The following is a 17,810-nucleotide window of genomic DNA, read 5'->3' as shown; positions in this document are numbered from 1 at the left end:
TGGGCGGCTGAAATAGCGGGCGGTATCAGGTCGCTTTCGGTTGCTTCTGGATCGCGCCCGTCATCGGAATAAAGAATACGCCCACGTCGCGGCGAGAGTGAATCTTGCCGTGCTCGTCCTTGGTATAGACGTAAAGCACCTGACCGCGCTTGAACGGCTGGCCGATGGGAATGATCATCCGCCCGCGCGGCTTGAGCTGCTTGAAGAGTTCGGGCGGGGCGTATTCGGCGGCGCAGGTGACGATAATGACGTCGAAGCCGTCTTTGACTTCGGGCCAGCCGTAATAGCCGTCACCCACCCGAGTCGAAACGTTGTCATAGCCGAGCGGCTTGAAGATGTGGGAAACCGCGTGGCCGAGCGGCTGGATGATCTCGATCGAATAGGCATGGTCGACGATGCGCGACAGCAGCGAACTCTGAAAGCCGCTGCCGGTGCCGACCTCAAGGGAGGTCATGCCGGGCTTCGGGCTCAGCAACTGCGTCATATAGGCTTGGCCGAGGTAATCCGACAGCGCGGAGCCGTAGCCGATCGCCCAGGGTTTCGGCGTCGTCTCATAGGCTTCCGCCGGCGCGGCGACGTGGTCCGCATACATGTAGTGGTAGTATTCGCGCGGGACTTCCTCGAAGGCCGTCATCACCGTCGGATCGACGCTGCCGAAATGTGCCTTCAGGTAGCCCTCGATGAGCTTCATGGCGGCAGGCTTGCGAGCCTGGATGGCGTCGAATTCGGTCTGCGAGATTGTCGTCGGCCGGCCGGATTCCTCCATGGCCTGCGTATAGCGTGCGAGAGTCCAGGGGCGCCTCGGCCGCTTCACGGCCGACGCGCTTGCCTCGACGACAGCGGGCTCAGCGGGAACCGGCGGCTTCGGAGCGACGGGCGGTGCGGCAGCGTCGGGCGCGGCGACGTCGGCCGCAAGGGCGATGCCGGGCACAGCAAGCGCGGCGCCGGCGCCAAGCAGGCCGCGGCGGGACAGCAACTTCAGGGTATCGACGACCACGCGAGGTCTCCGTCTCGTTTCAGCGCCGTCCATGCTGGAAAGCCCGGCCCTGGTCAACGGAAGAGGTGAGGGCGGAACCTAGTCACAACGGGGATTGAGGCTCGCCATCATCTCCCGCCACTCACGCGCTGAAAGACCGCTCGCCGCCTGATCGACGGTCTCGCCGCCGAGCATCCGGCGGAGCACCGCCATCATGGGCGCGGAGAAGCTGACAGCGCCCAGGCGATAATCGCGGAAAGCCTGGCACGCGACCGGCACCCAGGCCTCAGCGACATCGAGCATCGCGTCGGCATAGACGCGAATCTCGTATTGCGCATGCGGATCCGCGCGAAGTGAGAGGAAGTGGAAGAGGTTGTGGAGGTCGGTCTTCCAATACCATTGGGTGTAGGTGTTGAGGGTAAGGTTCATCCGTGCGAGCTCTCGCGCGAGGCCCTGCCGATTCGGGTCCGCCGGGGCTTCGGTGGTGCCTTCGTTAAGCATCCAGGCATAGTTGTCGTGGCAGCGGTCGGCATCGGCGCGCAGCATGGCGAGCACCTCGGCCGCCTCATCGCCGGTCAGCGTCGTATCGCGGCCCTGGCGGTTGAGGGTGGATTGGGCGGCGAGCTGCGCCGGCTGGGGGATATAGAACTCGCGGTCCATCACTGAATAGCGCGCGGAATATTCGTTCACGCTCGACATGCGATGGCGAATCCATTGGCGCGCCACGAAGATCGGCAGCTTCACGTGGAACTTGATCTCGCACATCTCGAAGGGCGTCGTGTGCCGGTGACGCATCAGATAACGGATGAGACCGGCATCCTCGCTGACCTTGCGGGTGCCCCGGCCATAGCTCACGCGCGCCGCCTGAACGATCGCGTGATCGTCCCCCATATAATCGATCACGCGGAGGAAACCGTGGTCGAGCAAAGGAATGGCAGTCTCGAGTCGCGCTTCCAGCGCCGGGACCGTCGGTCGCAATGTTGGGCTTCCCGTCTTGCCTTCACCGCCGAGCTGACCGTCGATCGAGTCCATGCGTGGCCCCTTCAAAAGCGCGCGGGAAGTGGCTATATCTCTTTTCGCTGGTTCGCCAGATACGGCGATAAACGGTGTTCGGAATAATCGTTGTGGACCCGGGGGCAGTACCCGGCGCCTCCACCATATGACCTCTGGGGGTCGCATGGGGGCGAAACAGGCTCGACACGCGTGGTAAAGGGACACTTTTCGCTCGGCATGATTCCGCCGTTATCGGGTCATTGTACAAATGCCAATGGAAACATTGCATTCGCTACCAAGGGCGCTAACGACAACGACGCTCGCGTCGCTGTTGCTGCGTAATTGAAAAGCGCGGTTCGGGGGGCACCGGGCAACAGAAGCCCCCCACTTTCAGGACAATCGAATTCACGGCTCGTCGCGGATTGCGGCGCGGTGAGCGCTCTCGACTACCGGTTGCGTCTTTGCCTGCGAGGCGTGACGCGCTATGGCTCCTGCTTCGCGGCGCCCGATGGGTGGTCTGGCTGGGCCAGCCTCCATCTGTCGGAGTGGGAGATAAAACCGATGAGTGACGAGCCTAGCGAGCCGCCGGCGAGCCTCCTTCCTTACGAGGCTTGGATGGAAGATGCGCAGCGGCAGGTGGTGATGCGCGCCATCGCCTATGCCGCCGAGCAAGGCTTGCCGGGCGATCACCATTTCTACGTCACCTTCCGCACCGACTTTCCAGGCGTGCAAGTTCCGGCCCGAATCTCGGCTCAGTACCCGGAAGAGATGACCGTGGTGCTGCAGCACCAGTTTTGGGATCTGAAGGCGGATTCTGAGAAGTTCACGGTGGGCCTCTCCTTCTCCGGAATTCCGACCACGCTGGTGGTTCCGGCCGCGGCCATCGTTGGCTTCGCGGATCCGCATGTGCGCTTCGGTCTGCGCATGGATGTAGGGACCGCCCGCGAAGCAGCTCCTCCGGAGGCAACCCCGGTCGTGGCCGAGCCGGAAGACGCCACGCCATCGGAACTGCCGCAGATCGTCAGTCTCGACGCCTTCCGTCGCCGCACGCCTCCGAAGGACTGACGGCGCTCGGGCGCCCGGATTTTCACCCGGCTGCCTTTTGCGCTATGGCGCGCGCAGATGCCGTTGATGCGGCCGAGTGGAGGGGTCTCTGCATGCGTTTTACGATAGACCGGCTGGATCACCTCGTGATCACCTGCCAAAACCTCGAACAGACGGCGTCGTGGTATCAGCGCGTGCTTGGCATGGAGCGCGAGGAATTTGGCCGCAGCCGGCGCACCGCGCTCAAGTTCGGCGGCCAGAAGATCAACCTGCACCAGCTCGGGCAGGAGGCGAAGCCCAATGCCAAGCTCGCCGCCCCCGGCACGGCCGACCTTTGCTTCATCTCCGCCGTCGGTCCCGAGGATGTCGTGCTTCACCTCACGAGCTGCGGCGTCACGATCGAGGAGGGGCCGGTTCCTCGGATTGGCGCGCTCGGCGATATGCAGTCGGTCTATTGCCGCGATCCGGACGGGAATCTGATCGAGGTCGCCTCTTATCTCGAGGAATGAGCGCCGCCGCTCGCTCCGATGCGCCTCTCCGATTTCGATTTCGTTCTTCCGCCCGAGTTGATCGCGCAGGCGCCGGCCCGGCCGCGTGACGCGGCGCGGTTGCTGCACGTCGATGGGTCCAGGCTAGGTGACGGGCGGGTCCGAGACCTGCCCGGCCTGCTGACGCCCGGCGACATTCTCGTCACCAACGACACCCGCGTGATCCCGGCACAGCTCACCGCGCGGCGGGGCGAGGCGCGGATCGGCATCACCCTCGATCGCCCCCTCCCGGACGGATCCTGGCAAGCCCTCGCCCGCAACGCGCGCCGCCTGGCGCCCGGAGACACGCTGAGATTCGAAGGCAGTGACCTGAACGCCGATGTGGAGGAGCGCCGCGCGGATGGCAGCGTCGCACTGCGCTTCGACCGCGACGGTGACGCCTTTGCCGCTGCACTGGAACAGGCCGGCGCCCTGGCGCTGCCGCCCTATATCGCGCGGCCGGACGGCCCCAGACCCGAGGACCAGGCGGACTACCAGACGGTCTTCGCACGGGAGGATGGCGCCGTCGCCGCCCCGACAGCCGGGCTGCACTTCACGCCCGAACTGCTTGCCGCCCTCGACGCGCGCGGGATCGGCCGGGCCACGGTCACTCTGCATGTCGGTGTCGGCACATTTCTGCCGGTGCGGGTCGAGGAGGTGAGCGAGCACCGGATGCATGCGGAACGTGGCCTGGTCACGGCCGAGGCGGCGGCCGCGATCAACGCGGCACGCGCGGCCGGAGGGCGGGTCGTTGCGGTCGGCACCACCAGCCTGCGGCTACTGGAGAGCGCGGCGGATGAGGCGGGGCGGGTGCAGGCCTTCGCGGGCGATACGGATATCTTCATCACTCCCGGCTACCGCTTCCGCGCGGTCGATCGGCTGATGACCAACTTCCATCTGCCGCGCTCGACACTCTTCATGCTGGTCGCGGCTTTCTCGGGGCTTGAGACGATGCGGGCCGCCTATGCTCACGCGATCACCGAGGGCTATCGCTTTTTCTCCTACGGCGATGCCTGCCTGCTGGAGCCTGCGGCGTGAGCCTGAGCTGGACCGCCGCTGGGACAGACGGCGCGGCGCGTGCCGGCACGCTGCACACCGCGCACGGAACGGTTCCCACACCGACTTTCATGCCCGTGGGCACTGCGGCGACGGTCAAGGCCATGACCGCCGATGCGGTGCGGGCGACGGGGGCGGGCATCGTGCTCGGCAATACCTATCACCTCATGCTGCGGCCGGGGGCGGAACAGGTCGCGGCGCTCGGCGGCCTGCACCGCATGATGGATTGGCCCGGCCCGATCCTGACCGATAGCGGCGGCTTCCAGGTGATGTCGCTCGCCGGGTTGCGGAAGCTTGACGCCGATGGCGTGACTTTCCAGTCCCATCTCGACGGGTCCCGCCATCGGCTGACACCCGCGAGTTCGGTCGATATTCAGCACAAGCTGGATGCCACGATCAGCATGGTGCTCGACGAATGCCCGCCCTTTCCGGTGACGGAGGATCAGGCGCGATCCTCCATGGAAATGTCGATGCGCTGGGCGGCGCTGTCTCGCGAGGCTTTCGTGCCGCGCGACGGCTACGGGCTGTTCGGCATCGTGCAGGGCAGCGTGTTTCCGGAACTCCGCCGTCGCTCGATCGAGGCGCTGATGGGGATCGGTTTCGAGGGCTATGCGCTCGGCGGGCTCGCGGTGGGCGAGGGCCAGGCCGCGATGTATGCGATGATCGAGGCGACCGGCGACCTGATGCCGATGGACAAGCCGCGCTACCTCATGGGCGTCGGGACGCCGGATGATCTACTCGGCTCCATAGCGCGGGGCATCGACATGTTCGACTGCGTGATGCCGACGAGGGCGGGGCGCACCGGTCGCGCCTATACCTCGCGCGGGGTGCTCAATCTGCGGAATGCGCGGTTCGCGGCCGAGACGGGGCCGCTCGATCCCGGTTGTGCCTGCCTGGGGTGTCAGCGCCATGCGCGCGGCTATTTGCACCATCTTTTCCGGGCCGCGGAGATGCTGGGTCCGATGCTGCTGACCTGGCACAATCTGACCTATTACCAATCGGTGGTGGCCGGGGCGCGTCGCGCTATTCTGGAGGGACGCCTCGCCGCCTATAGCGCCGAAATTCGCGCCGGCTGGGAGAGAGGGGACCAATGACCGAGAAACCCTATGAGGGCCTGACCCAGCTCGGCCAGCCCGCGCGCCCGGCGGAGCGGCCCGAGGATGCGGTGCTGGAGCGGGTGCCCGCCGATGCGCAGGGGCGGCTCTATGTCGTGCGTTTCACGGCGCCGGAATTCACCTCGCTGTGTCCAATGACCGGCCAGCCGGACTTCGCCCATATCGTCATCGACTACATTCCCGATGAATGGCTGGTGGAGAGCAAATCACTGAAGCTGTTCCTCACGAGCTTTCGCAACCATGGCAGCTTCCACGAAGGCTGCACCATGATGATCGCGACGCGGCTGATCGAGTTGCTGTCGCCGCGCTGGCTACGGATCGGCGCCTATTGGTATCCGCGCGGCGGCATGCCGATCGACGTGTTCTGGCAGACCGGCGCACCGCCCGAGGGCATTTTCCTGCCCGACCAGGGTGTTCCGCCCTATCGCGGACGGGGATGAGCCCGGCCGCCGAGGATCTGGGCGGGGCCATTCGCGCCAAGGCGATGGCGCTCGGCTTCGATGCGGTGGGGTTCGCGGCGGCTAAACTCGACGCCCGCACCGGCGCCGGGCTGCGCGATTTCCTTGCCGCCGGGCAGCATGGCGAGATGGGCTGGCTGGCGGGACGGGTGGAGCAGCGCAGCGATCCTCGCGCGCTTTGGCCCGACGTCCGCAGCGTCATATCGCTGGGCACAAGTTACGCGCCGGAGGGCGACGCGCTTGCGACGCTGGGCGAGCCTGATCGGGGCAATATCTCGGTCTATGCGCGGCATCGCGATTACCACGACATCATCAAGGGCCGGCTGAAGCACCTCGCGCAATTCATCGTCGCCCGCGCCGCGCCGGGTGTGGAGGTGAAGGTTTTCGTCGATACCGCGCCGGTCATGGAGAAGCCGCTGGCGGCGCAGGCGGGGCTGGGCTGGCAGGGGAAGCACACGAATCTGGTGTCGCGTCAGCACGGATCCTGGCTGTTCCTGGGCGAGGTTTTCACGACGCTCGAACTGCCGCCGGATGCGCCGCACGCCGATCGCTGCGGCTCGTGCACGCGCTGCATGACGGCTTGTCCGACGGATGCGATTCCGGCGCCCTACCGGCTGGAGGCGACGCGCTGCATCAGCTACCTGACGATCGAACATGCCGGACCGATCCCCGAATCGCTGCGTCCGGCCATCGGCAATCGCATTTACGGCTGCGACGATTGTCTCGCGGTCTGTCCCTGGAACCGCTTCGCCGCCGCCGCGCGGGAGGCGAAATTCGCGGCCCGGGCGGAGCTGGAGGCGCCTTCTCTGGCCGCGTTGTCGCGGTTGGACGATGCAGGGTTTCGCGCGCTTTTCGCCGGGTCGCCGGTGAAGCGGATTGGGCGCAATCGGTTTCTGCGCAACGTCGCGATCGCGATCGGCAATTCGGGTGAGCGCGGACTGCGGCCAGAGGTGGAGCGGCTGCGGTCCGAACCCGATCCCGTCCTATCAGAGGCCGCCGGCTGGGCGGTATCACGCCTTACTTCAGCCGGCGACTTTGCGGGCTAAACGTGTCGAATTTCCGGTAGGTCTAGTGTGTTTGGCTGAGCGGCGCGAAAGTCTCCTTGCCTCGGTTGCGCGTTCCCGTTGCAATAAGTCTGATTAAAACGGCTGAGCCCTGACTGGCGCCAAAGCGAATTCGCTGTCTTCATGTTGGATACCGGTGCCGCGGCGCGCTGACGCCGCAGCAGGGCGCGGAGATTGCGCGCGCACGCAATTTTGAAGACGGCGCGGTGATCCCCGCGACAGCGACGCCGAAGCGCGGCAGTCGCTTGAATAGGAACCGGACGCTCGACTGATTGAGGGAGCGCGGACTGCGGCAGGAGGTGGAACGGCTGCAGCCCGAACCCGATCCCGTCCTGTCGGAGGCCACCGGCTGGGCGGTATCGCGCCTCGCCTCTGGCGGCGACTTTACGGGTTAGAAGCGCTGTACATCATTCTGGTTCGGGATGTTCACCCGGCATTCCGGCAGTACATTTGCGACGTCTATTGGTCCGAGCGGAAAGTCTCCCGCCGGCGGTCCCCCGCCAAGACAATAGTTGTAAGCCTGGCCGCAAAGCCGGGGACCGTTTTTGACCCCGGCGTAAACCATCGCGGCGGTAGCCACGAGGGCTGTGGCACCCATCCCCATGGCTGCCAATTGGTGCTTGCCCCAAAAGTCCCTATCGGGCTGACTCGAAGCAGTATCGTATATCCACGGATTTGACGTTGTGTTGTCTAATGGACCGGTTGGCGGCATCTCTCTGTCTCCTGGTGAGAGTTCAGAATTAGTCTGGAAAAGCTTCTGTTTGCTTACGCTTCAGCGGGCTGAAAAGAATTCTTGGTCTTTGTTCCAAGCCGCCCCCGTATCTGGACGTAGAAGCATTTGTCACGCAGGGCTGCGCCCGTACCGGCCTCAACGCGATCGCTATCTTCGTTATGGGCACTGACGCGGCGGCGCCCTGATGCCGGAGAAGGACGCAGAAATTGCGCGTTCGTGTAATTTTGAAGACAGCGTGGCGATGCCACGACAGTGAAGCCAAAACACGTCCATCGATTGCGAATCACACAAAACTGATCGCTGGACGAAAGCAGAATGTGTCCTCCGCAAGACCCGTGCTTACCTGACAGCGGCGGTGCACATCGCCGCGTATCGCAAGGTCAAGCGTCTCGTTAATCAAGTCTCCAGCTTTATCAACTAATCTCTCGACGCGACAACGAGGGGCGCCAGCGATGGAGCTACGAGTTTTGAACCTGCGCCGTACTCCGGAACGATGGGCGGCATTCCGGACCCACAATCCGTCGCTGGCCAACGCCCAGCAGGTCGAGGCGGTCGATGGACAGGCGCTCGACCTCGCGGCGCTAGTCGCGGAAGGAATCGTCGCGGCTGATCTCAAGTACCGGATGGGTGCCCTGGGCAACGCGCTGTCCCACATCGCGGAGTGGCAACGCATCCTCCACACCGGTGAACCTGCCACCATTCTCGAAGACGATGCCGTTCTCTGCGGGAACTTTGCGGAGGAAGCCGGTCGTATCCTCAAGAACCTCCCACAGGACTGGGATTTGATGCAATGGGGATACAATTTCGATACGCTCGTCGCGTTCGAGGTGCTTGACGGTTCAAGCGTGTGCTACGCGACTTTCGACCAGACGAGAATGCGAGCCGCCTTGCCGTCGTTTCATCGCCAGGCCGTCGTCTCGCAAAGCTTCCGGCTGTGTTTGTCGCTCGGGATTCCCGCCTATGCTGTTTCGCCGAAAGGCGCCGCTCGTCTGTTGGCGTTCTGCCTGCCCCTCCGCAGAACGCAGCAATATTATCCGCTCCTTGGTAGGATCTTCGACAACGAGAGCATCGACTTCATGCTGAACAGCTTCCATGCCACGGCGTCCAGCCACGTGGCCATGCCAGCGCTGGCATTGACGGCAAACAACTCCGCTTTCAGCACCGTACAGGAAGGCAAGGAACTGGTCGGCCGCCTGTTATCCGTGTGAAGGCCGCTCGTCGCGGCCAGCACCTTCCTAACCCGGCAATGGCTCCGTCTCGCCATTGCGCCGCAGCAGTGCGCGGAGATTTCGGATGACCGGGAAGACCTCCTGGTTGCGGTCGTAGCCCTGCGCGTCATGCGCTGCCTGTTCGACCTCCACGATCTCGCGGTCCTCTTTGAAGATCCGCTCGGTAAATAGAACGAGCACCGGCCAGGCCGCTTCCAGCAGGCCGGGGATCTTCGGGCGGCTGATCGAAAGCAGTCCGAAGGTGCGGTTGGTGCGTTGCTCGCGGTCCTGCGGCACGTAGCTGATCCAGAGGTCCATGACCGGCCGCTCATCCTTCGTGCGGATGCGGAGGGTCTGGTAGGGGTATTCGGTGCGGATGGTCATGACGTCCTGATCGTCGATCCCGTCACCCAGCTCTCGCCGCTGACCGAAGATCGCGGCCTCGCCCCAGGGCTGCTTGCCGCCGACCCGGGCGAAGCTGTAACGCGCCTCCACCCAGTCCTCGCCCAGAGCCTGGCCGAGGAAGCGCGGGCGCATCTTGCCCATCTGCTTGCGGTGGAGAAACTGATGGTTCATGTCCATCAAATTCTCGTGCATGAAACTGTAGTGGCAGCCAACGACACGGCCGAAGCGGCGGGTCTTGTAACTGGGATCCGCGACCGAGCCGAGGTTCGGCAGGGGTACGCTCTGGGCTAACGCCTTGTCGCCGGGGAAGACCATGATCAGCCCTTCCTTCTCGACGCAGGGATAGGCGCGGACCCCGTTGGGCAGCTTGTCCTTGCCGAGATAGGGCACATCCGTGCAATTGCCGGACTGGTCATAGGCCCAGCCATGATACCCGCAACGCACCGCGCACCCTTCCACCATTCCTTTGCTGAGGGGCACCTGGCGATGGGCGCAGCGATCCTCCAAGGCGAAAACCGGGCCAGCCTTGGGCCTGACGAGCACGATCGGATCGCCAGCATAGCGCACCGCCAAGGACTTGCCGGGCTTCAGCTCACGCGACCAGGCGAGGGGGTACCAGTGATCAGGCGAACTCGCCACGCGGCGCAGGTCGCGCGCGAAGGGACCGTCCTGATCGAAAGCCTCGGTGGTCGGTAGAGAATGATCCATCGTCGCTTGGCCTCCAGTCCTAAGTCTTAAGCATAGCGGATGCCGCGGAGCGAGATAAGACTTGTTCGTTTCGATCTCGCATTAGAAAGGCTTCGGGAACAAAAGCTCGTCTTCAGGGGCAGTTATTCACCGAGATCCACCGGCCCGATCTCCGCAAAGACATCACCCGGTCCCGGATTTTCTGGAGCCGTCTTCCCGCCCATATGGTGCAGCACACCCCAGACCGCGTTGAGGGCGGTCTGCACCGCGCCTTCGGCCCAGGCGGGCGTGAAGGAAATGCCGTCTCCCGCGAGGAACAGGCCGCGCTCCGCCGGCGGCGTGGCGTCCTGCATGAATTGGCAGAACATGCGGCGATTGTACCGATAGTGGCCAGGCAAGGCACCCTTGAAGGCGCCGAGGAAATTGGGGTCGGATTCCCAGGACACCGTGATTGGATCGCCGATGATATGCTTGGCGATATCAACGTCAGGGTAGATCCGCCGGAGCGCGCTCAGCATCAGCCGCACACGAGCGTCAGCATCCAGGGGCAGCACCTTCATGGCATCCGTCATCCATGAATAGCTGAGACAGATCACAGAGGGTTTACCGGCACCGTTGTCGAACAGATAGGTGCCGCGGGTTATGCGATCGGTCAGCGTCATGCTCATGCGATAGCGGCCTGTCGCGGCGTCACGGTCCTGCCAGAAGGGCCGGTCGACCATGACGAAGGTCTTGGAGGATTGCATGTAGCGTGTGCGGTCCAGCGCCATCCAAAGCTTCTGGCTGAATAGATTCTCGTCGCAATCAATGCGGGTGGTGAGCAGCCAGGAGTGGCAGGTCACGATCGCGGCATCATAACGCCGCGTATCACCCCACCGATCTGTCAGCGCGAGTCTTCCGTCCGCCTCGCGGGCGATGCGGGTGACGCCGGGCCGCGGCGCGCCACCGTGCAATCCGGCGAGCGATGTGCCCTGCGGCCAATGCGCGGCGCGCTCGACCGGGCGGTGCCACAGTCCACGCGGCAGTTGTTCGGCTCCTCCGATGATCAAGCGTTGGTGATCGTCCTGCGCGGTCGCGACGACGCGCAGGATCTCGAGCATGGAATTGGGAAAGTCGCTGTCCCAGCCGCCGGTGCCGAAGCCGACCTGGCCGAAAATCTCGCGATGCCGAAAGCTTCTATTCGCGAAAGCGTGAGACGTGGCGAGGAAGTCGTAGAAGGTGCGCTCGTCCCAAAGCGGCACCAGCCGGTTCCAGATAGATTTAAGCGTGGCGACATCCCGCTCCCGCACGGCATTCTGCAGGGCGGCGAAGTCGGCGCCATCCTCCAGCGCATGCCGCCAGGCATCGGCGACTTCCTGCAGCAGGGGCGGCAGCGCGCCGGCGCCTTCGACATAGACCTGCTCGCCTTCGAGATCGATCAGCGTCGAGGGAGTCGCGGCATCGAGCGGATTGGGGAAGGGCTCGGTCGGCAGGCGCAGCGCGTCGATGTAGTGATAGAGCGCAGTCGAGGAAACCGGGAAGCGCATGCCGCCGAGTTCGGCGATGACGCCGTCGGTACCCGCGAAAGCCTCTGATCTCAACCTTCCGCCAATTCGCCCGGCCTCATAGACCACCGGTCGGAGGCCGAGGCGCAGAAGCTCATGGGCCGCGACCATGCCGGACAGGCCGGCGCCGATGACCGCGACCTCCCGCCCCAGCGCTTCCGGCGGCAGCGCGCCGAGGCCGGCGGGATGCGCGAGCCAGTCATCATAGGCAAACGGAAAATCAGGCCCGAAGGTGGTCACGGGCCGCACGGGAGTCGCGGTCTCGGTGTCCAGCAGCACGCTCATGGCGGCGCTCCCCGGCTGTCCTGCGTCAGGCCGTCCGGGTGGTCAGGTGGCGCGGATGACGGCCTTGGGCTGTTTCTCGGCTAGGCCGGGCGGGATCTCGACACCGATCTCCAAAGTCGAGAAAGCGTTGCCGCGATCGAGCTTGATCTGCACCTTGTCGCGCTCGACGAAAACATGTCTTGCGATGACCTGGAGAATTTCCTCCTGCAGAACGGCGATGAGATCGCTATTGCCGCCGAGCGTCGCGCGCTCATGCGCCAATAGAATCTGCAAGCGGTCGCGCGCGATCGTCGCGGTCGGCTTGCGGTTGAAGAAGCCGAATAGACTCATGCGACCCTCCGCCCGAACAGCTTGTCCATCAGGCTCTTCTTCTCGCCCGGCACCGTCATGGGCACCTTCTCGCCCAGCAGGCGGCGCGCGGCATCCATATAGGCGCGGGACGGCGCCGCATCCGGATTGCTGAAGATCACCGGCGTACCGAGGTTGGAGGCGCGCAGCACTTCCTGACTCTCCGGAATGATGCCAAGCAAGGGGATCGAGAGAATCTCCAGCACGTCCTCGGTCTTCAGCATGTCGCCGCGTGCGGCGCGCACTGGATCGTAGCGCGTCAGCAGCAGATGCTTTTCGACCCGCTCACCGCGGGTCGCGCGATCGGTCTTGCTATCAAGCAGACCGATGATGCGATCACTGTCGCGGACCGACGAAACCTCGGGGTTGGTGACGATGACCGCGACATCCGCGTGGTGCATGGCGAGGCTGGCGCCGCGCTCGATTCCGGCGGGGCTGTCGCAAATCACCCAGTCGAACATTTCGCGCAGTTCGGTGATGACCTTGGCGACGCCTTCATTCGTCAGCGCGTCCTTGTCGCGGGTCTGGGAGGCGGGGAGAATCGACAGCGTCTCGACTCGCTTGTCGCGGATCAGCGCCTGACTCAGCTTCGCCTCGCCCTGGATCACGTTGATCATGTCGAAAACCACGCGGCGTTCGGCGCCCATGACGATGTCGAGGTTGCGCAGGCCCACGTCGAAATCGACGACGACGACTTTCTTTCCTGTCTTAGCAAGCGCGGCGCCGAGCGCGGCCGTGGATGTCGTCTTGCCGACGCCGCCTTTCCCTGAGGTAACCACCAAGACTTTAGCCATTGCCTGCACCCCTATCGCCTGGCCCTGCCCCGCGCGCGCGCCGGGCGAACGAATGACTTTTTCTCAGCTCAACTCGGTGATGATGATCGATTCGCCATCGAGCCGCGCTTGGACCGAGCGGCCGCGAAAGGCTTCCATGTCGTCCGCCGTCATGTAGAGGCCGTCGATCGAAATCAATTCGGCCTCCAGCTTCTGGCAGAAAATGCGCGACTGCGGCGTGCCGTTCACGCCGGCGATGGCACGGCCTCGCAACGCGCCATAAACATGGATCGAGCCACCCGCCATGATCTCGGCGCCCCAGGCCACGGTACCGTTGATAATCACGTCGCCCTTGGGGAAAACGATGGTCTGGCCGGAACGCACTGGCTCGTCGAGAATGAGAGACGTTGGCTCGGGCGGCGGTGGCGCGTCCGGCGGATCGACCGGAACTTCGTACAAGCCGCCGGGACGGCCGCCAATGAGCGGACCGCCCACTGATTGGGCCGCGGGGGTGAGACCGTCCGCGCCCTCGGCGCCAATCACGCGAATGCCGCGGGCCTGCATCTCCTGAAACAGCGTCGGCAAGCCCGGGTCGGACTCGGGGACGGCCGACAGATCGACGACGATCGGGCGGCCCGCGAAGAAGGTCGCGGAGCGCGCGATTTGGGCGTCAAGCTCCGCGATCCAGTCGCTCAGAGGCGGCTCGGGCGAGAGCACGAAAGCCATAAAGGAGCGGCCTCGGACTCGGAGATTGGGACGGTTGCGGGAGAGGGCTGTCACAGCGCGACCGGTACTGCCGGACGTGGCAAAGGTCAACGGATTTTCGGCGGATCCACCAGATGCTGGGTGCTGCCAAGCGTGGATCCCGCTACATCTAGCGAGCGCACCACATCTGGACTATCGGTTCGTTGTCCGCGATCGGCTTGCGGACAGGGCCGAGACGTAGGCGCTGACGCCTGCCTGGCGCAACATCTCGACGGCTCGGTGCTGTTCCGCAGGTGATCCCTTGTCGAAAGGAATCATCTTGTCGCCGAAGGTTAAAAAGAGTCGGCCCGTAGGGTCGCGCACGATACCGTAGGTTGAGCCGTCCTCAAGAGCGTATTTCACACCGTTGACCCATCTGTCCGCGCCGCAGATCGTATAAGGCCCCATTTGCAGATAGTGGCCGGCATTTTCTGGCGAGAACATGGGACCAACATAGCGCTGCAGGTTGTTGAAGAAGAGCGGGACTAAAGCGAGGTGGGGAGGAGCATTTCCGAGATTCTGTAGCGTCGGCAGCTCCGTGTGATCGACGCCGTCGGGCGGCGGAGCGTCGTTCCGGACGATAATTGGAGGCTTGCCTACCGCCTTCGGCTGAGGCGCCTGGCGACTCGGCGCGACACGGAAAGCCAGAGGCGCCCCCGAATCGCTTACCAGGCGAAAATGGCGCTCCGATCTTCCGACAATGTTCGACATCGATCCGCTTCTCTCAGGAACAGACATTTTGTCTGACAAACATTTACGCTGTCTAAATAGAACGATGGCTCGCGCATTCCGCTTGCTGTCGCGCCGCGTCGCCGCCTTCATGGCAGCATGATCGAAGCTCGACCCGTCGCGACCCGCGAAGCCGTTCTCGCCTGTGTCCTCGGCAACGCGCTCGAATTTTACGACTTCACGACATACGCCTTCTTCGCGGTGGCGATCGGGGGCGCCTTTTTTCCGGCGCATGATCCGGTGGTCAGTCTGCTGATCTCCGTCGCGACCTTCGGCGTCGGCTTCGTGACGCGGCCACTGGGTGGACTGGTGATCGGCGCCTTCGCCGACCATGCGGGGCGAAAGCCCGCGATGATGCTGACCATCACGCTCATGGCGGCGGGCATGCTCATCCTCGCGCTGACGCCGCCCTTCAGCGTGATCGGCTACGCCGCCCCCGTCATCGTCGTGGCGGCCCGGCTATTGCAGGGGTTCGCGCTCGGCGGCGAGGTCGGGCCGGCGACGGCCTATCTCGTGGAGACGGCGCCCGATGACCGGCGTGGCCGGATCGCGAGTTGGCAAATCGCGAGTCAGGGCGCTGCCATGCTGGTCGCTGGAGTCCTTGGCTTCGCACTCTCGCATAGCCTGTCGGGCGAGGCGATGGCGCAATGGGGCTGGCGCGTTGCGTTCCTGCTCGGCCTCGCGATCGTCCCGGCCGGGCTCTATATCCGGAACCGTCTGCCCGAGAGCGCACACGGCCGGGCTGGCAAGCGGGATAGCGGCCGGCAGGTGCTGCGGCGTCTGCTTCTCGGCCATCCCCGGCCGCTGGCGCTCGGCTTGGTCGCCATCATGACCAGCACAATATCGACATATGTAGGTATCTACATGACGACATATGCCGAAACGGCGCTGCATCTGAAAACGCCGACCGCTATCACGGCGCCGCTCATTGGTGGCGGCACGACACTGGTCTTCGCGCTCCTCGGAGGGTGGCTCGCGGATCGCTACGGCCGCAAAGTGGTCATGCTGCTCCCGCGCGTCCTGCTGATCCTGGCGATCTATCCGGCCTTCTTGTTTCTCAATGGCCACCCTTCGCTTGCCACTCTTTTGCTGACGACCGGTTTGATGTCGGTGCTCGGCTCGCTAAGCAGCGCCGCGGTGATCGTCGCCATTCCAGAAAGCCTGCCCGAAAGCGTGCGCGCGTCTGGCCTCTCCACGGCCTATGCCTTTGCGGTCACGGTTTTTGGCGGCACGACGCAATTCGTCCTCGCCTGGCTCATCGGGGTGAGCCACGACCCGCTGGCGCCGGCTTGGTACATGATCGTCTCGGGCATTCTGGGGGTGATCGCCATGGCGCTGATGCCCGAAACGCGGGGACGCCCGCTGCCGCGCGATTAGGGCGTGAAGAATTAAATACTGCGCCCCGACCTGAAGGGTCCGTCATGGCACGCGAAGGCGTGCCATCCACGCCTTACCTTCGTCTAGCAAAGAAGGCGTCATGCTCGGCCTTCGCCGAGCATGACGCGCGGGATGATGGGTCCAGTTCCCCCGCGGCTAGGCTAGAAGCCGAGCCTGTGTCAGCATCGCATCGTTCCGCCGGGGCAAATGCGAGTCTTGGCGGCGACAGCGACTCGACCGGTCCACCAAGGACCGGCGGAAAACGCCAGGGGGAAACATGGTCTATGCGGAAGGGACGCCACCGGTGCTGCCGGGGCTCAAGACGAATTCGGTGCGACTGCCGGGTGCCATCATCATGTCGGCCGCCATCATGGGGCCTGCGGTCTCCACCTTTTTTAATCCGCAATTCTCGACACCATTCTCGGGCTCCGCGACGCCTTTCGTTTATTTCCTTTGCCTCATCGCCATCCTGATTGCCGCAAGTGGCATCATGGAAATGGCCGCCGTCACGCCGAGTGCCGGGTCCTTCTACACCTATGTCACGCAGGGTCTCGGGCCACGTGCCGGATTCATCACCGGCGGGCTGATGTTCATGGCCTATGCGCTGCTGCCGCCGATCGAGGTGGCACTCATCGGCGCCTATTTGCAGCAGACCATTCAGCAGCAATTCGGCATCAATATTCCCTGGATATTGATCGGCCTGATTCCCTGGGCGATCATGACCTTCCTTGCCTTGGAAGGCGTGCAGTCCTCGCTGCGCACCGCGATGGTCTTGTTTGTTGTCGAGGTCGCGGTCGTTCTGCTCATGGCTTTGATCGTTGTGGCTTCGGGCGGGGCGCATGGACTTTCGGCGCATCCGCTGACGCCGTCCGCCTCACCACATGGCATGCAGGGCATCATCACCGGCTTTGTTTTCGCGGCCCTGAGCTTCGTCGGCTTTGAGGGCGCGACGACACTCGGCGAGGAAGTGCAGCGGCCCCGCCGCAATGTTCCGCTGGCGATCGCGCTCTCCACCATTCTCGTCGGTGTGATCTATATCTTCTGCATTTGGGCTGAGGTGCTCGGGTTGGGTGACGCGAAGATCAACGCTCTGACCGGAGCATCGACTCCGTGGAACGATCTAGCGCATCTCTACGCGCCCTGGATGACGCCGCTGATCATCCTCGCCTCGGTCTCCTCGATGTTCGCGGTGACGGTCAACTCCAATACCGGCATCGTGCGGATTCTCTATACGATGGGCCGCGAGGGGCTGCTGCCGCGCTTCCTCGCGCATATCAATCCGAAGCGGAGCACGCCGTCCAACGCCGTGCTGTTTCAAAGCGCCTTCACGCTGATCGTCGTTGTGATTGTCGGCTCGGTTTCCGGTGGGCTCGGGAATCCGGATGGCGGAAGCAATGTCTATGGCTTTCTTGGCTTCTTGCTGACGCTCGCGATTCTGATTGTCTATGTGCTCGCTGATATCGCGGCCATCGTCTATTTTCGCCGTCAAGGCAGCACGCGCTTGCTGCGCCATATCCTGCTGCCGGCACTCGGTGCCTTGCTGATGACGGCGCTGTTCGTGGCGCAGATCATCGAGCAGACCGATGCGCCCTATACCTGGATTCCCTGGGTTGTCGTGGCCTGGGTCGTTCTGCTCATTCTCGGCGCTGCTTGGCTATCGGTCGCGCGGCCGGCGATCTTGCGCGCGGCAGGTGTCGTGCTCGGCTAGGGTTCCGCGGCTACCGCCCCGCCTTCGCAAAGGGAA

At 64.1% G+C, this 17,810-nt stretch carries 18 protein-coding genes and 1 other RNA gene; 11 read left to right on the top strand and 8 right to left on the bottom strand.

The features are described 5' to 3' along the window. Positions 1–25: 25 nt before the first annotated feature. Complete coding sequence (locus tag GSQ92_RS09240) at positions 26–997, bottom strand: protein-L-isoaspartate O-methyltransferase (protein WP_254066592.1); 972 nt, start codon at positions 995–997, stop codon at positions 26–28. Between the two features lie 78 nt (positions 998–1,075). Beyond that, on the bottom strand, positions 1,076–2,008 hold the full coding sequence (gene thyX, locus GSQ92_RS09235; protein ID WP_158802981.1) for an FAD-dependent thymidylate synthase: 933 nt from the start codon (positions 2,006–2,008) through the stop codon (positions 1,076–1,078). Between the two features lie 6 nt (positions 2,009–2,014). Here thyX and ssrA point away from each other — a divergent pair. The 9 genes from ssrA (at position 2,015) to GSQ92_RS09195 (ending at position 9,174) form a co-directional block, all read left to right on the top strand. Then, positions 2,015–2,358: a transfer-messenger RNA gene (ssrA, locus tag GSQ92_RS09230) on the top strand. Positions 2,359–2,530: 172 nt separating this feature from the next. Then, positions 2,531–3,034 (top strand): SspB family protein, encoded by a 504-nt coding sequence (locus GSQ92_RS09225; RefSeq protein WP_158803145.1) that lies wholly within the window; start codon positions 2,531–2,533, stop codon positions 3,032–3,034. Positions 3,035–3,126: 92 nt separating this feature from the next. Continuing rightward, positions 3,127–3,522: a VOC family protein gene (locus tag GSQ92_RS09220; RefSeq protein WP_158802980.1), complete on the top strand. Its 396-nt coding sequence runs from the start codon at positions 3,127–3,129 to the stop codon at positions 3,520–3,522. Positions 3,523–3,540: 18 nt separating this feature from the next. After that, the gene (queA, locus tag GSQ92_RS09215; protein WP_158802979.1) at positions 3,541–4,578 is read left to right on the top strand and encodes a tRNA preQ1(34) S-adenosylmethionine ribosyltransferase-isomerase QueA; all 1,038 of its coding nucleotides are present in this window, start codon (positions 3,541–3,543) and stop codon (positions 4,576–4,578) included. After that, entirely contained in the window at positions 4,575–5,690 is a 1,116-nt protein-coding gene (tgt, locus tag GSQ92_RS09210) for a tRNA guanosine(34) transglycosylase Tgt (RefSeq protein ID WP_158802978.1), read from the top strand. Before queA ends, tgt begins: the two co-directional genes overlap by 4 nt. Beyond that, positions 5,687–6,151, top strand: coding sequence for a preQ(1) synthase (gene queF / locus GSQ92_RS09205; RefSeq protein ID WP_158802977.1), 465 nt, complete (start codon positions 5,687–5,689; stop codon positions 6,149–6,151). The genes tgt and queF overlap by 4 nt, the downstream gene beginning before the upstream one ends. Beyond that, on the top strand, positions 6,148–7,215 hold the full coding sequence (gene queG / locus GSQ92_RS09200) for a tRNA epoxyqueuosine(34) reductase QueG (RefSeq protein WP_158802976.1): 1,068 nt from the start codon (positions 6,148–6,150) through the stop codon (positions 7,213–7,215). Before queF ends, queG begins: the two co-directional genes overlap by 4 nt. Positions 7,216–7,505: 290 nt before the next feature. After that, the gene (locus GSQ92_RS31425) at positions 7,506–7,628 is read left to right on the top strand and encodes a hypothetical protein (protein ID WP_256367091.1); all 123 of its coding nucleotides are present in this window, start codon (positions 7,506–7,508) and stop codon (positions 7,626–7,628) included. 805 nt (positions 7,629–8,433) lie between these two features. Then, positions 8,434–9,174, top strand: coding sequence for a glycosyltransferase family 25 protein (locus GSQ92_RS09195; protein WP_158802975.1), 741 nt, complete (start codon positions 8,434–8,436; stop codon positions 9,172–9,174). 27 nt (positions 9,175–9,201) lie between these two features. On the opposite strand, the gene GSQ92_RS09190 is transcribed toward GSQ92_RS09195, so the two are convergent. The 6 genes from GSQ92_RS09190 to GSQ92_RS09165 all read right to left on the bottom strand — a co-directional run bounded on the left by GSQ92_RS09190 (position 9,202) and on the right by GSQ92_RS09165 (position 14,671). After that, the gene (locus GSQ92_RS09190; protein ID WP_158802974.1) at positions 9,202–10,287 is read right to left on the bottom strand and encodes an aromatic ring-hydroxylating dioxygenase subunit alpha; all 1,086 of its coding nucleotides are present in this window, start codon (positions 10,285–10,287) and stop codon (positions 9,202–9,204) included. 122 nt (positions 10,288–10,409) lie between these two features. Next, entirely contained in the window at positions 10,410–12,095 is a 1,686-nt protein-coding gene (locus tag GSQ92_RS09185) for an NAD(P)/FAD-dependent oxidoreductase (RefSeq protein WP_158802973.1), read from the bottom strand. A 42-nt stretch (positions 12,096–12,137) separates the two neighbouring features. Continuing rightward, the gene (minE, locus tag GSQ92_RS09180; protein WP_158802972.1) at positions 12,138–12,425 is read right to left on the bottom strand and encodes a cell division topological specificity factor MinE; all 288 of its coding nucleotides are present in this window, start codon (positions 12,423–12,425) and stop codon (positions 12,138–12,140) included. Further along, a complete protein-coding gene (gene minD / locus GSQ92_RS09175) occupies positions 12,422–13,237 on the bottom strand; it encodes a septum site-determining protein MinD (RefSeq protein ID WP_158802971.1) in 816 nt (271 codons plus the stop codon). Before minD ends, minE begins: the two co-directional genes overlap by 4 nt. A 63-nt stretch (positions 13,238–13,300) precedes the next feature. Next, the gene (gene minC, locus GSQ92_RS09170) at positions 13,301–13,996 is read right to left on the bottom strand and encodes a septum site-determining protein MinC (RefSeq protein WP_158803144.1); all 696 of its coding nucleotides are present in this window, start codon (positions 13,994–13,996) and stop codon (positions 13,301–13,303) included. Between the two features lie 117 nt (positions 13,997–14,113). Further along, the gene (locus GSQ92_RS09165) at positions 14,114–14,671 is read right to left on the bottom strand and encodes a hypothetical protein (protein WP_158802970.1); all 558 of its coding nucleotides are present in this window, start codon (positions 14,669–14,671) and stop codon (positions 14,114–14,116) included. 117 nt (positions 14,672–14,788) lie between these two features. Here GSQ92_RS09165 and GSQ92_RS09160 point away from each other — a divergent pair, with 117 nt between their 5' ends. Both GSQ92_RS09160 and GSQ92_RS09155 read left to right on the top strand, forming a co-directional pair. After that, positions 14,789–16,066: an MFS transporter gene (locus tag GSQ92_RS09160; protein ID WP_158802969.1), complete on the top strand. Its 1,278-nt coding sequence runs from the start codon at positions 14,789–14,791 to the stop codon at positions 16,064–16,066. 277 nt (positions 16,067–16,343) lie between these two features. Then, the gene (locus GSQ92_RS09155; protein WP_158802968.1) at positions 16,344–17,774 is read left to right on the top strand and encodes an APC family permease; all 1,431 of its coding nucleotides are present in this window, start codon (positions 16,344–16,346) and stop codon (positions 17,772–17,774) included. Positions 17,775–17,810: the final 36 nt, after the last annotated feature.

Source organism: Acidisoma sp. S159, assembly GCF_009766125.1.
In the GTDB taxonomy this organism is placed as follows: Bacteria; Pseudomonadota; Alphaproteobacteria; order Acetobacterales; family Acetobacteraceae; genus Acidisoma.
The sequence above is the reverse complement of the archived record's forward strand: the minus strand, read 5'-3'. Positions and strand labels throughout refer to the sequence as shown.

What these genes read in the sequence shown, in the direction of transcription:
- GSQ92_RS09220 (WP_158802980.1), top strand. Translation starts at nt 3,127, where the DNA reads ATGCGTTTTACGATAGACCGGCTGGATCACCTCGTGATCACCTGCCAA.
- minE (WP_158802972.1), bottom strand. Translation starts at nt 12,425, where the DNA reads ATGAGTCTATTCGGCTTCTTCAACCGCAAGCCGACCGCGACGATCGCG.
- GSQ92_RS09165 (WP_158802970.1), bottom strand. Translation starts at nt 14,671, where the DNA reads ATGTCGAACATTGTCGGAAGATCGGAGCGCCATTTTCGCCTGGTAAGC.
- minD (WP_158802971.1), bottom strand. Translation starts at nt 13,237, where the DNA reads ATGGCTAAAGTCTTGGTGGTTACCTCAGGGAAAGGCGGCGTCGGCAAG.
- GSQ92_RS09225 (WP_158803145.1), top strand. Translation starts at nt 2,531, where the DNA reads ATGAGTGACGAGCCTAGCGAGCCGCCGGCGAGCCTCCTTCCTTACGAG.
- thyX (WP_158802981.1), bottom strand. Translation starts at nt 2,008, where the DNA reads ATGGACTCGATCGACGGTCAGCTCGGCGGTGAAGGCAAGACGGGAAGC.
- GSQ92_RS09185 (WP_158802973.1), bottom strand. Translation starts at nt 12,095, where the DNA reads ATGAGCGTGCTGCTGGACACCGAGACCGCGACTCCCGTGCGGCCCGTG.
- queG (WP_158802976.1), top strand. Translation starts at nt 6,148, where the DNA reads ATGAGCCCGGCCGCCGAGGATCTGGGCGGGGCCATTCGCGCCAAGGCG.
- GSQ92_RS09160 (WP_158802969.1), top strand. Translation starts at nt 14,789, where the DNA reads ATGATCGAAGCTCGACCCGTCGCGACCCGCGAAGCCGTTCTCGCCTGT.
- GSQ92_RS09155 (WP_158802968.1), top strand. Translation starts at nt 16,344, where the DNA reads ATGGTCTATGCGGAAGGGACGCCACCGGTGCTGCCGGGGCTCAAGACG.
- queA (WP_158802979.1), top strand. Translation starts at nt 3,541, where the DNA reads ATGCGCCTCTCCGATTTCGATTTCGTTCTTCCGCCCGAGTTGATCGCG.
- queF (WP_158802977.1), top strand. Translation starts at nt 5,687, where the DNA reads ATGACCGAGAAACCCTATGAGGGCCTGACCCAGCTCGGCCAGCCCGCG.
- GSQ92_RS09190 (WP_158802974.1), bottom strand. Translation starts at nt 10,287, where the DNA reads ATGGATCATTCTCTACCGACCACCGAGGCTTTCGATCAGGACGGTCCC.